This is a genomic window from Streptomyces sp. NTH33 (genome assembly GCF_003236365.1).
Taxonomy (GTDB): domain Bacteria; phylum Actinomycetota; class Actinomycetes; order Streptomycetales; family Streptomycetaceae; genus Streptomyces.
On the sequence record NZ_POTZ01000008.1, the window covers coordinates 28,353 to 40,163 of the forward strand.

Genomic DNA, 11,811 nt, shown 5'->3' on the forward strand with positions numbered 1-11,811 from the left:
GACCGGACCCTTCCGTGACCCTGGTCGAGTCCCTGTCCGGGCCCGGCACACAGTATCGGGGGATTCTTCCCTCGTCGTACGGCATGGATGCCACGCGTGGGCACTCGCGGGTATGGACATGCCGCAGCGCCCGGCGACGGGAATCGCGTCATCGGGCACCGCGGCATTTCACTGTGCTGAACTGAGGCGGGTGTGGCGGTCGCCTCGCGTCAGGAGGCGAGGACCTCGTCGAGCAGGGCCTCGGCCTTGTCCTCGTTGGTGTTCTCCGCGAGGGCGAGCTCGCTCACCAGGATCTGGCGGGCCTTGGCGAGCATGCGCTTCTCACCGGCGGAGAGTCCACGCTCGCGCTCGCGACGCCACAGGTCGCGCACGACTTCCGCGACCTTGATGACATCGCCGGAGGCGAGCTTCTCCAGGTTTGCCTTGTAGCGACGCGACCAGTTCGTGGGCTCCTCGGCGTACGGAGCGCGCAGCACCTCGAAGACCCGGTCCAGCCCGTCCTGACCGACCACATCACGCACGCCGACGAACTCCGCATTGTCCGCTGGCACACGCACCGTCAGGTCACCCTGGGCGACCTTCAGCACCAAGTAGGTCTTGTCCACGCCTTTGATCTGGCGAGTTTCGATGGCCTCGATCAGCGCGGCCCCGTGATGGGGATAGACCACGGTGTCGCCAACCTTGAACGTCATGTGACAGGTACCCCTTCCGTGGCTATCCAGGGTAACACGGATACGGCGTCTTCTGAATGGCGTTTTCGCAGGTCAGGGCATATCTCGGGGCTTGACAACAGCAACAGGAACGTGCTTCGGAAGGGTCACGGGGGTCAAGAGGAAGCGGGTATTCGCAGGTCGGAGGGGCTCTTCACGCGGGGCGAAACGCGTACGTTACACACTTCCGGCGGCCCGTCCAAACGGCCGAACATCCCGATTTGTCTGGTTCCCGACACTCGACTTCCGCTACTCCGTTCGGTGCGGTCCCGGTGAGTCCCGGCCGAATCCGGAATTGATCACGGCCTTCGTCACATCGGCCGGCGGGACGGCCGGTGATCAATTCCCGTCACCGCGCGCATTCCTTCACCGGAAATCCGCGCAACGCCGGAGGCCGGCTATGCGGACGGGCCCTTATGTGAATGGCGGACGGGGGCGCGGCCAATGCGGACGGCCCGCGCCGGGTTGTCCCCGCGGCCGGATTCCCGGCCGCGGGGAGCGGTCCGCCGGGCAGGTGTCCGCGTGCCCCGGGAGGCACAGGGGCGGGTCGGGTGCGGCCCCGTTGGGACGGCTCGATAACCTAAGGCCGCCGACAGACACTTAGGGTGGCTTTGTTCACAGAGCCGCCCCTGCGTTAAAGGAGTTGCCGCCGCCGTGAGCAGCAGCCTTCGACGCGGCGCCCTCGCCGCCGCCGCCCTCGCGTTCTCGATCGCCTCGCTCGCCGCGTGCGCCGCCGGCAACGATGCACAGACGCTCCAGATCAAGCCCGACAACGCGGCCGCGAGCGTCGGCGACATCAAGATCCAGAACGCGGTGGTCGTCACCCAGCCCGGCACCCAGACCAAGGGCCCGGCCGTGATCACCGCGACGCTCTTCAACAACGGCAAGGCCGCCCAGACGCTGGACGCGATCAGCGTCGAGGGCAACGGCACCGCCCAGATCACCCCCGCCCAGGGCCAGGGCAAGCTGACCATCCCCGCACACGGCTCCGTGGTCATCGGCGGCGAGGGCAACGCCTCCGCCGCGCTGCCCAGCCCCGGCCCCGGCCTGAAGGACGGCAACGCCCAGAAGGTCACCTTCACCTTCAGCCAGACCGGTGACGTGAGCCTGCGCGCCTTCGTCGTCCCGGCCGAGGGCTACTTCGACAAGTGGGGCCCGAGCAGCGCCCCGGCGGCCCCGGGCGGCTCCGGAGCGGACGAGGAGTCGAAGTCGCCCTCGGCGGACAAGTCGAAGCCGTCCGGCGGCGACACCACCCCGGCCCCGAGCGACTCGGCCTCCCAGTCGGCGGCCGGCGACTGAGACCCGCGCCGTACGCCACAAGGGCGGCACCCTCCGTGCGGAGGATGCCGCCCTTGCCGTAGGAGCCTTGCCGCCCGGCCCGGCCGGCCTACGGCTCGAACTTGTAACCCAGCCCCCGGACCGTCACCAGGTACCGCGGCGCGCCCGGGTCCGGCTCGATCTTGGCACGCAGCCGCTTGACGTGGACGTCGAGGGACCCCTCCCCCACGCACTCCTCGCACCGCTGCGCGGGCTTCGACGTGCTGCGCCGGACTCCGCCCGGCGGCCCGGGACCACCGAACCACCGGCACCGCTCACGGCTCGAACTTGTAACCCAGCCCCCGGACCGTCACCAGGTACCGCGGCGCGCCCGGGTCCGGCTCGATCTTGGCACGCAGCCGCTTGACGTGGACGTCGAGGGTCTTGGTGTCGCCCACGTAGTCGGCGCCCCAGACGCGGTCGATGAGCTGCATACGGGTCAGCACACGTCCGGCGTTGCGCAGCAGCATCTCCAACAGGTCGAACTCCTTCAGCGGCAGGTCGACCTTGGAGCCGGAGACGGTCACGACGTGCCGGTCGACGTCCATGCGGACCGGGCCGGCCTCCAGCGCGGCCGGGGCGACCTCCTCGGGCTCGCCGCGCCGGCGCAGCACCGCGCGGATACGGGCCACCAGCTCGCGCGAGGAGAACGGCTTGGTGACGTAGTCGTCCGCGCCTATCTCCAGGCCGACGACCTTGTCGATCTCACTGTCCTTGGCGGTCACCATGATCACGGGGACGTTGGAGCGGCCGCGCAGCTGGCGGCACACCTCCGTGCCGGGCAGGCCCGGCAGCATCAGGTCGAGGAGGACGAGGTCGGCGCCGTTGCGCTCGAACTCGTCGAGTCCGTCGGGCCCGGTGGCCGCGACGGCGACCTCGAAGCCCTCCTTGCGGAGCATGTACGACAGGGCGTCGGAGAAGGACTCCTCGTCCTCGACGACGAGCACTCGGGTCACGGAAGGACCTCCGGGGCGGGAAGCGGTTCGTAAGGGGTTGGTTCGGTCCTGGACCGCCCGGCCTCCTCGTGGAGGACGGGGTACTGCTGTGCGTGGTCCCGTTCGCGGTCCCGGTCACGGGCCTCGCGGGCCGCGGCCGCCTCCGGCAGCCGCAGGGTGAAGGTGGACCCCTGTCCCTCGGCGCTCCACACCGTGATCTCCCCGCCGTGCGAGGCGACCACGTGCTTCACGATCGCCAGGCCCAGGCCGGTGCCCCCCGTGGCGCGTGAGCGGGCCGGGTCGACGCGGTAGAAGCGCTCGAATATACGCTCCTTGTCCTTGTCGGAGATGCCGATGCCCTGGTCGGTGACGGCGACCTCGATCACGTCCCCGCCGGGCGCGTCCACCCGGCGGGCGGCGATGCCGACGCGGGTGCGGGCCGGGGAGTAGTTGACGGCGTTCTCCACGAGGTTGCCGAGGGCGGCGGCGAGCTGGCCGCGGTTGCCCCACACCCGCAGGTCGGCGGTACCTCCGGTGGCCATGGTGATCTGCTTGGTGCCGGCCTGGTGGCGGCAGCGGTCGATGGCCTCGGCGACCAGCTGGTCCACACGGACGGGCTCGGCGTCCTCCAGCGGGTCGTCGTTCTGCACCCGGGACAGGTCGATGAGCTCCTGCACCAGGTTGGTCAGCCGGGTCGCCTCGATCTGCATGCGCCCGGCGAAACGCTCCACGGCCTCGGGGTCGTCGGAGGCGTCCATCACGGCCTCGGAGAGGAGGGAGAGCGCGCCGACGGGCGTCTTCAGCTCGTGGCTGACGTTGGCGACGAAGTCGCGTCGTACGGCTTCGATACGGCGGGCCTCGGTGAGGTCCTCGACGAGCAGCAGGATCAGGCGGGAGCCCAGCGGCGCGACGCGCGCGGAGACGGCGAGGGCCTCGCCGCGTCCGGTGCCGCGCCGGGGAAGGTCCAGCTCGATCTGCCGTATCTCCCCGTCCCTCCTGGTGTCCCGGGCCATCTGGAGCATCGGCTCCACGGAGAGCTCGCCGCCGCGGACCAGCCCGAGGGCGTACGCTGCGGAGCTGGCCTTGACCACGGTGTCGGTCTCGTCGAGGACGACGGCGGAGGAGCGCAGGACGGACAGGACGGTGTCCACACCCGGTGGAAGCACCGGTTCGGTGTGCAGGGCGGCGCGAGTCGCGCTTTTCTGCTCGCGCTCGCTCCAGCGGAACGCCAGCATGGCGATGACGCCGGTGAGCACTCCGGCGATCGCTGCCGCTGCGGCGACCGCCGCGTTCAGGTCCATGCGTCCAGGTTAGGCACGGGGTACGACATGCCCACAGCCGTCCGGGTGCGAGCTCGAACACTCGTCGCCCAGAGTTCACCTCGGGGCCAGTGATGGTTCATTTGGGGTGACGGAAACGGACGCGTTGGGCCCGGAACGTTGAGAGCGTGGGGTACGAGCCCCCTTACGAACCCCCGAAGAACACATACGAGAGGGAACCCTGATGCGGGACGCGTACCACGAGGAACTCGACTCGATCGGCGACGGTCTGGTGGAGATGGCCCGGCTGGTCGGGTCGGCGATCGGGCGCGCCACGACCGCCATGCTCGACGCCGATCTGAAGCTGGCCGAGAGCGTGATCGAGGGCGATCAGAAGGTCGACGACCTCCAGCACGACCTGGAGGCACGGGCCATCGCCCTGCTGGCCCGCCAGCAGCCGGTGGCGACGGACCTGAGGATCGTCGTCACCTCCCTGCGGATGTCCGCCGACCTGGAGCGCTCGGGCGACCTCGCCCAGCACGTGGCCAAGCTCGCCCGGCTGCGCTTCCCCGAGCGCGCGGTCCCGCAGGACCTGCACGCCACCATCCTGGAGATGGGCCAGCTCGCGCAGCGCCTGATGGCGAAGGCGGCCGAGGTGATCGTGACCAAGGACGTCGACCTGGCGATGCAGCTGGAGCAGGACGACGACGAGATGGACCTGCTGCACCGCACCCTCTTCACCCACCTGATCGACGACCGCTGGAAGCACGGCATCGAGACGGCGGTGGACGTCACCCTGCTCGGCCGCTACTACGAGCGCTACGCCGACCACGCGGTGGCGGTGGCGAAGCGGGTGGTGTACCTGGTGACGGGTGAGCACGCGGACGAGCTGCAGCAGCAGGACATCCAGCCGGTGACGGGGGCGGAGGGCGTGTGAGGGCCGGTGCGGCGGTGGGGCCGTGCGGCGGCCGGCGCGTGACCGTCCCGCTCGTGACCGTCCGGCGCGTCACCGTCCGGGACCGGCGCGAAGGGCTGACGCCAGGGCGCGCACGAGCCACTGTGCGCCGTTGATGCGCCCAGTGCGGCGGGCATGAAATGGGCAAAGGCACCAGCCTCGAGGAGGGACCCATGTCCGAATCCCCCGGCATCACGCCCGACCCCACGCAGGAGCGCGAGACCGAGCAGCCCGCCGAGATCAAGAGCCTGCCGCTCTTCGGCGCCTGCGGCTGCGGCTCGGGCTGCGGCTGCGGCTGCCAGTCGGGCGGCCCCTGCCAGTGCGGCTGACGGGGCGTAACTCGTCACATCGGTACATCGGTATACACGGCGGTACGTGACCGCGGTGCGTCGCAGGGCCCTGGTGGAGAACCAGGGCCCTGCGCCGTGTGCACCGGGTACGCCGTGCGCCCGGCCGCCGCCGTTACCCACTCACGGGTGACGGCCGGAGAGCGGCAGGGGTGGCGCACCCTGGCGTGCGGGCACGGGAGGCCAACGCCCGCAAGGGCTGACCGTGCTGACTTTCCGTCAACCACACGCATTCGGTGCCTGAATGGCCATTACAGGCAAGAGTCACGGAAATATGGATGGTTCGTAACACCGCCCGGAGATTGCGTACATGTCCCGGAATGAGCGGACAGTCTGTGGAGGCGCGGCCAGCCGGCCGCCACCCGCACAGCGCACGCCCTCCCGCGCGGCTCGCCGCGGCGGGCGGGGCGTGCTCGCACCAAGCAGGGAGAGCCTGTGACCGTTTCCGTTTCTGTGACCGTCCGTCGTCTGGCCGCCGCCGTCGCCGCGGCCGGAGCCCTGGTCGGGACGGTGGTGCTGCCGGCGTCCGCCGCCGACCACGCCCCGCGCCATCGCGAGAACGTGGTGATCAGCAACGTGCACCTCGACTCCGGCCGCGACCACCGCTCCCACCGCGCCCTGAACCAGGAGTGGGTGGCCATCACCAACAACAGCCACCACAGCGTCAACATGAGCGGGTGGACGCTGTCCGACCAGCACGGCCACAGGTACACGTTCCGCCACTACCGCCTCGACGGCCGCTCGACGGTCCGCGTCCACACCGGAGTGGGCCGCGACACCCGTCGGGACCTCTACCAGGACCGCCGCAACCAGGTCTGGGACCGCCGCGACACCGCCACCCTGCGCAATGAGCGCGGCCGCGTCGTGGACACCCTCAAGTGGGGCAACGACCGCCACGACGACCGCCGCAACGGTCGCCACGACGACCGCCGCGACCACCGCGACGACCGCCGTAACGACCACCGCAACGAGGGTCACCACCGCACCGACCACCGCTGACCCGGCACACCTCGGCAGAAGGCCCCTCTCCGCGGGACAACCGCGAAGGGGGGCTCTTCCGTCTTTTCGATCAGCGACCGGGCTCAGATCAGGCGCTCTCCGTTGCGGCGGGCCTCGACCCACTCGCGGAAGAACCCACGGCTGATCACGAACAGGACAGCGGCCACGATGGCGGGCCACATCAGGACGTACACGCTCAGAGCGAAGGTGGTCACCGGGCCTCCTCTTTCTTCACTTGCTGCTTGCGGCAAGGTCGGGTTCGTCGTGGACGCCCCCCGCCGGCCGCGGGACACCCGCCCTGCCGCCGTCGCCGTCGGTGCCGGCGGACACCCGCGCGGAACCGTCGTCGAAGTCACCGGTGCACTGGGCGATGACGGCGAAGTCGAAGCGTTCGTTGTTGCCCACGGACATCGCCCAGCAGATGACGGTGCTCACGGAGTAGGCCACCAGGGAGCCGCTCAGCGTCGCGTACTCGTGCAGGGACCCGATGGCGAACGGCGCGGACACCACTGCGGCCAGCACACCGACGATCTTCGCCGGCCTGGCGCCCAGGAAGCCGAACACCATCAGACCGAGGACGACGCCGATGCCGATGACCGCCAGGACGTCCACGAGGATGCCGAAGGCGCCGTCCGTGGGGATCCAGCTGAAGCGGACCGGCAGGAACACCGCGAGCGCCGCGAGCACCGAGGTGGTGAACGCCCTGCTGGTGACCTTCTCCCAGTAGAAGCTGGCCAGCACCGGGAAGACGAGGGCGCCCCACAGCGCGCCGACGAACACCAGCAGATCGAGGATGTTCAGGCGGAGGCTGGCGAAGGCCACGGCCGCCGCGGTCGCCAGCACCATCGTGATGCGTCCGACCAGCAGCATCGTCCTGGGGTTGGCCTTCTCCTTGCCGGCCACCCCCTGGCCGTAGATGTCGGTCATCGTGATCGAGGAGAGGGCGCAGAGGTCGGCGTCCGCGGTGGAGGACAGCGCACCGACGATCATGATGAAGAACACCACCAGCAGCGCGGGCGACAGGTAGGTGGCGGCCATCTCGGGGATGAGGTTGTTCAGGTCGCCGCCGGTCGGCTCGAAGCCGATGTAGAGGGCGAGCACCCCGAGCATGCCGACGCCGATCACCATGGCGCCGTAGCCGATGGTCGCGGTGACGAAGGTCGGCTTGATCAGGCTCTGCTTCACCGCGAAGAGCCGCTGCGCGATGGTCTGGTTGCCGATGGCGTAGGCCAGCACCGCGGCGATGTAGGGGGCGCCCTGGTTCATGAACGCGTGGCTGGAGAAGAAGTTGCCCTGCTGCGGGGTCAGGTGGTGCGCGCCGGTCTCGAACGCCGCCGGGAAGCCGGCCGCGAAGAAGATGACCGGAACGATCACGGCCACCGCGCCGAGCATCGCGACGACCTGGATGAAGTCGGTCAGCACGGAGGCGCGGAAACCGGACCACAGGGTGTAGAGCAGCACGCCCGCGGCCACGGCGAAGACGCCCTGGGTGAAGTTGAACGGCGACAGCAGCGAGATCAGCACGCCGCCGGCGATGAAGTTCGACATCAGGCTGATGAGACTGCCGACGACGTTGGAGCCGGCGAGCATCAGCTGGCTGGAGCGGCCGTGCCGCGCGTACATGACTTCGGCCAGCGTGTGCGCCTTGGGGGCGACGGAGCGGATGCGCTTGCCGAAGGGGTAGATGAAGAGGATCATCAGGGCGCCCCAGAGCCCGTAGTGGATGGGCCCCGATATGCCGTAGGTGTACCCCGACGTCGCGGACGCGTACATCGAGGCCGCCCAGATCCAGGTCGCCGTCATGCTGGCGGCGGAGATTCCGAAACCGATGTTGTTACCACCGGTCATGTACGCATCGGCGTTCTCGTCCTTCTTGCCGATGCGGGTCGAGATCAGGAAGGTCCCTCCGTAGAAGAGGACCAGCAGACCAATGATCATCACAGCGCCGAACCGGGCTGTTTCCACCCCGTGCAATCGCGCCACCTCCTTACGACTCATGGAGCCCGGCATCAGCCGCGGCGCCCGGCGCACCGGCCGGGGACCCGCGGTCCTGTCCCGCGCGTCATGGGCGGCGGGAAGACGGCTCCGGCTCCCCGGAACAGCGGCGTCGTCACTGGAGCCGGGGGCGTTCACAAAAAGGCAGACCCTTTGAGTCCGCAAATTTTCGGCATCCTAACAGTTTTTTGAACTGTCATGACTGTCAGCCGACCTTGAAGTCACCGAGTGTGACACCTTGTGTTTTGCAGGACCTACAGGTAGCGCATGCACGCTCAACGACCGCCCTCTCCGGCCGATCACGCCCGCATTGCCCGTTTGCAGCCCCTTCTTCACAGATCAGAAGTGCGACGCGCAACGGCGACATCGATCTCTTCGAGTACGTGACCCGTTATCCGGTCCTCGGCCACGTGATGTGCTGCCCCTCCGGGCCCACGGTGATCGTGAAGCGTTCCAGGGAGGGAGCGCCGTCCGCCCGCCACCGTGTGACGTGCTCTTCGACTGCATCCCAGAGGGGCTCGGGCCCGCCTTGACGGACCAGCCGGCGGTCCACTTCGTCCTGGCGGAGGGCTGCCCATGAGCCGGCCTCGACGTCGATGAGGACCTGTTCGGTGCGACCTCCTCGAACGAGGGTGACCCTCTGGGTTCCAGGGGCGGCCAGCTGAGCAACGAAACGGGTGTTCCAGTCGTCCAGGTCGGTACCGCGCAGCGGGGTGGGGCGTTCGTCGCCGAGGTCGAGGTCGGGAAGCGTGCCGAGCGGGGGTGGCGTGTGCGGGCGGGCGAGCATGAAGGAGATCTGGCCGCCCAGGAAGGTGCCGGTGGCCGTGCCATCGGGGTGGACGGTCAGGCGGGCCAGTTCGGAGGCGTACATCCAGCCGCACAGCGTGGCGAGGATCAGACCGCCGGGCCGGGTCTGCTCCAGCCAGGCGTGGGGGACGGCGAGGACGCCACAGGTGGCGATGAGCCGGTCGTACGGCGCTCCTTTCCTGTAGCCGGCCAGGCCGTCGCCTACAACCAGGCCAGGGGCGTAGCCGGCCTGTCCGAGTGCGGTCCGGGCCCGATGGGCGGCCTGTTCCGGCTGCTCAACCACCGCGGAATCAGTACGCGCCGTATCGCGGCAGCCGCCGACATCACCCAGGGGCGACTCTACGACTACATGAACGGCCGCAGCCGGGTGGAAAAACTCTCGATCTTCGAACAGGTCGCGGATGCCTTCCACATCCCCGGACACCTGTTGGGCCTCGCCCGCCGCCCAGCGGTCAAGGAGGCCGGCCCGGCACATCCGTGGGTCAGTCCCTTCGACGCCGCCGCGCTGGCCAGTGAATCGGCGCTCGTCCTGCGGGACATGAAGCGGTACGACAGTGCAGTCGAGCATGCCGAACGTGCCGTGAGCCTCCGTGAGGCAGGTCGAGCACGTTCCCTTGCCCTGAGCCGCATCGCACTGGCCGGCCTCCACATCCACCGCGAGGACCTGGATGCCGCCGTGAACGTCGGCGACGAGCTGTTGACCACGACCGCCCCCACTCTCGGCTCTGTCCGGGTCATGCACCAACTCGACGACCTGCGAATCCGGCTGGAACCACACAGGGCATACCGCCCCGTGCGCGACCTCCTGGCCCGGCTCGACCAGGCCAAACGGGCGAGAATACTGCTGCTGGCAGACATCCTCACGCCCGTGGAGGGCAGCCGCTCATGAGGCCCACGCCCGCCGATCCAGACGCTTGGAACGCCTACCTCGCCGAGGGCAATGCCACCCAGGTCCGCAAGCGTGTCGCCGCAGACGTTCTGATCCGGGACAGCTCCGGCCGCGTCCTCCTGGTCAACCCCACGTACAAGCCGGGGTGGGACCTGCCCGGCGACATGGCCGAGGCCAACGAGCCACCCCATGTCGCGGCGATCCGCGAGGTGAAAGAGGAACTGGGTCTGCTCATCGCCCTGCGTTCCCTACTGGTCGTCGACTGGGTGTCCTCGCACGGCCCGTGGGACGACCAGCTCTCCTTCATCTTCGACGCAGGCACCCTCGACGACGAGACGTCCGCCGCGATGCATCCCCACGACAGCGAACTGTCGGAAGTGAGGTTCGTCCCGCTCGGCACGGCCTCGACGATGCTCCGCGAGCGTCTCGCCAACCGGTTCCAGGTAGCTGTCCGGGCATTGCAGGACGGAAGCACGGCATACCTGCACGATGGCCGTACGGCACTGCCCTGACAGTCTCAGCTCCTCGAAGACCCAACACAGCAATGAGCCCTCTACCCGCAACGAAACCGCAGACAGAGGGCTCAAGACTCAGGGCACTTCTTCTTTCCCTGAGTACGGCTCCCGCACATGCGCGTGATCCTCGCCCGGATGCTCGGCGTCCACATCCAGGTCGCCGTCCAGTGGCAGAAGGCGCCAGCCTGCTCGACGGTGCCGCGCTCAGATACTCGGGCAGACACCGGCCTCATGTTTCAACCGAGTTGTGATATCGCGCGGCGGCCCCGCTACGAGTGACGGGCCCGCCTCTCGCCTCAGATCCGCCCGCCGGTCAGGCGGGTGATCGGACCGTGCGTGCGGCGCCCCGCGCGGCGACCCGCCAGGTATGACGTGGCACCCAACGCTGACAAGCCCGCACCCACACCGGCGGCGAGGAGCTTTCGATGGGCGATCAACGTCCATGCCGTCTTGGCGAAGGCCACGGCCTGTCCCGAGGCGGCGATGACGACTTGGCGGCCGGCTTGGACACGCTCGGCCGCGCTGTGCACGACCGCGGTGCTCATCCCGGCCGTACGCCCGGCCGCATCCACGGCTGCTGACGCCACGTCACCGGACTTCTCGGCTGCCTTGTCCGCCACCTGCGACGCGGGAGCAGTCGCCTTCGCCGTGACCCGCCGGGCCTTGGCAGATGCACTCCGCTCGGATACGGAATCTTGATGCGTGCCGCGGTTCGATTGACTCATGTACTTCGCGTTGCCGCTCGCGCCAACGGCAAACACACTCCGTCAGGACGGTGCACGCCGACACACATCCAGCACGACCGCTCTTCGTCCCGAAGCAACTCGGGCCGGTGATCGGCCTTGGGCCGGGGTGCCTCTCGCCTGCTGCGAACGTCCACGTCGTCCAAGCTCGTTGCCGTCAGCGTTGCCGTCATTGCCGTCGGCGTCCCTGGCCGAGAACGTTGATACGTATTCGACACACCGACCCGCCCGCTGACTCCGCAGAAGCAGCACACCACCCTGACCAGGGACACCCGCCCGCCGCCCCTGCCGGTGCACCGGGCCACCGAACGCGACGAGCAGACGGTGGCCACCTGGGGCG

The 11,811-nt window shown here is 69.1% G+C and carries 14 protein-coding genes; 6 read left to right on the top strand and 8 right to left on the bottom strand.

What is annotated here, in order from left to right; genetic code table 11:
• Window positions 1–209: 209 nt before the first annotated feature.
• Entirely contained in the window at window positions 210–692 is a 483-nt protein-coding gene (locus C1I97_RS01710) for a CarD family transcriptional regulator (RefSeq protein ID WP_003953493.1), read from the bottom strand.
• A 672-nt stretch (window positions 693–1,364) separates the two neighbouring features.
• Here C1I97_RS01710 and C1I97_RS01720 point away from each other — a divergent pair.
• On the top strand, window positions 1,365–2,009 hold the full coding sequence (locus tag C1I97_RS01720) for a DUF461 domain-containing protein (protein ID WP_111001432.1): 645 nt from the start codon (window positions 1,365–1,367) through the stop codon (window positions 2,007–2,009).
• An 88-nt stretch (window positions 2,010–2,097) separates the two neighbouring features.
• On the opposite strand, the gene C1I97_RS01725 is transcribed toward C1I97_RS01720, so the two are convergent.
• The 3 genes from C1I97_RS01725 to C1I97_RS01735 form a co-directional block, all read right to left on the bottom strand.
• Window positions 2,098–2,217: a winged helix-turn-helix domain-containing protein gene (locus tag C1I97_RS01725; RefSeq protein ID WP_441349076.1), complete on the bottom strand. Its 120-nt coding sequence runs from the start codon at window positions 2,215–2,217 to the stop codon at window positions 2,098–2,100.
• 85 nt (window positions 2,218–2,302) lie between these two features.
• Entirely contained in the window at window positions 2,303–2,983 is a 681-nt protein-coding gene (locus C1I97_RS01730) for a response regulator transcription factor (protein ID WP_076087010.1), read from the bottom strand.
• Entirely contained in the window at window positions 2,980–4,263 is a 1,284-nt protein-coding gene (locus tag C1I97_RS01735) for a sensor histidine kinase (RefSeq protein ID WP_111001433.1), read from the bottom strand. Before C1I97_RS01735 ends, C1I97_RS01730 begins: the two co-directional genes overlap by 4 nt.
• 202 nt (window positions 4,264–4,465) lie before the next feature.
• Here C1I97_RS01735 and phoU point away from each other — a divergent pair, with 202 nt between their 5' ends.
• From phoU to C1I97_RS01745, 3 genes are all read left to right on the top strand, one after another.
• Window positions 4,466–5,158 (top strand): phosphate signaling complex protein PhoU, encoded by a 693-nt coding sequence (gene phoU, locus C1I97_RS01740; RefSeq protein ID WP_111001434.1) that lies wholly within the window; start codon window positions 4,466–4,468, stop codon window positions 5,156–5,158.
• A gap of 191 nt (window positions 5,159–5,349) precedes the next feature.
• The gene (locus C1I97_RS39570; RefSeq protein ID WP_181446518.1) at window positions 5,350–5,505 is read left to right on the top strand and encodes a hypothetical protein; all 156 of its coding nucleotides are present in this window, start codon (window positions 5,350–5,352) and stop codon (window positions 5,503–5,505) included.
• Window positions 5,506–5,976: 471 nt separating this feature from the next.
• On the top strand, window positions 5,977–6,522 hold the full coding sequence (locus tag C1I97_RS01745) for a lamin tail domain-containing protein (protein WP_258382373.1): 546 nt from the start codon (window positions 5,977–5,979) through the stop codon (window positions 6,520–6,522).
• A gap of 83 nt (window positions 6,523–6,605) precedes the next feature.
• Here the strand turns inward: C1I97_RS01745 and C1I97_RS40575 are convergent, their stop codons facing one another.
• The 3 genes from C1I97_RS40575 to C1I97_RS01755 form a co-directional block, all read right to left on the bottom strand.
• Window positions 6,606–6,737 carry a putative transporter small subunit gene (locus C1I97_RS40575; protein ID WP_220040769.1) on the bottom strand — a complete coding sequence of 44 codons (132 nt, stop codon included), beginning with the start codon at window positions 6,735–6,737 and terminating at the stop codon, window positions 6,606–6,608.
• A gap of 16 nt (window positions 6,738–6,753) precedes the next feature.
• On the bottom strand, window positions 6,754–8,520 hold the full coding sequence (locus C1I97_RS01750; RefSeq protein WP_111001444.1) for a sodium:solute symporter family protein: 1,767 nt from the start codon (window positions 8,518–8,520) through the stop codon (window positions 6,754–6,756).
• A 388-nt stretch (window positions 8,521–8,908) separates the two neighbouring features.
• Entirely contained in the window at window positions 8,909–9,607 is a 699-nt protein-coding gene (locus C1I97_RS01755; RefSeq protein WP_258382374.1) for a hypothetical protein, read from the bottom strand.
• Between C1I97_RS01755 and C1I97_RS40925 the strand changes: the two genes are divergently transcribed.
• Entirely contained in the window at window positions 9,578–10,213 is a 636-nt protein-coding gene (locus tag C1I97_RS40925) for a helix-turn-helix domain-containing protein (protein ID WP_258382375.1), read from the top strand. The genes C1I97_RS01755 and C1I97_RS40925 overlap by 30 nt on opposite strands.
• On the top strand, window positions 10,210–10,725 hold the full coding sequence (locus C1I97_RS01765; protein ID WP_111001436.1) for an NUDIX domain-containing protein: 516 nt from the start codon (window positions 10,210–10,212) through the stop codon (window positions 10,723–10,725). The genes C1I97_RS40925 and C1I97_RS01765 overlap by 4 nt, the downstream gene beginning before the upstream one ends.
• Window positions 10,726–11,024: 299 nt before the next feature.
• Here C1I97_RS01765 and C1I97_RS01770 read toward each other — a convergent pair whose 3' ends face one another.
• Window positions 11,025–11,489, bottom strand: a complete 465-nt coding sequence (locus tag C1I97_RS01770; protein ID WP_111001437.1) for a hypothetical protein — start codon at window positions 11,487–11,489, stop codon at window positions 11,025–11,027.
• Between the last annotated feature and the right edge of the window lie 322 nt (window positions 11,490–11,811).

Bases quoted from the DNA above. Each gene is read 5' to 3' on its own strand.
- C1I97_RS01710 (WP_003953493.1), bottom strand. From the start codon at position 692: ATGACGTTCAAGGTTGGCGACACCGTGGTCTATCCCCATCACGGGGCC.
- C1I97_RS01735 (WP_111001433.1), bottom strand. From the start codon at position 4,263: ATGGACCTGAACGCGGCGGTCGCCGCAGCGGCAGCGATCGCCGGAGTG.
- phoU (WP_111001434.1), top strand. From the start codon at position 4,466: ATGCGGGACGCGTACCACGAGGAACTCGACTCGATCGGCGACGGTCTG.
- C1I97_RS39570 (WP_181446518.1), top strand. From the start codon at position 5,350: ATGTCCGAATCCCCCGGCATCACGCCCGACCCCACGCAGGAGCGCGAG.
- C1I97_RS01750 (WP_111001444.1), bottom strand. From the start codon at position 8,520: ATGAGTCGTAAGGAGGTGGCGCGATTGCACGGGGTGGAAACAGCCCGG.
- C1I97_RS40925 (WP_258382375.1), top strand. From the start codon at position 9,578: ATGGGCGGCCTGTTCCGGCTGCTCAACCACCGCGGAATCAGTACGCGC.
- C1I97_RS01765 (WP_111001436.1), top strand. From the start codon at position 10,210: ATGAGGCCCACGCCCGCCGATCCAGACGCTTGGAACGCCTACCTCGCC.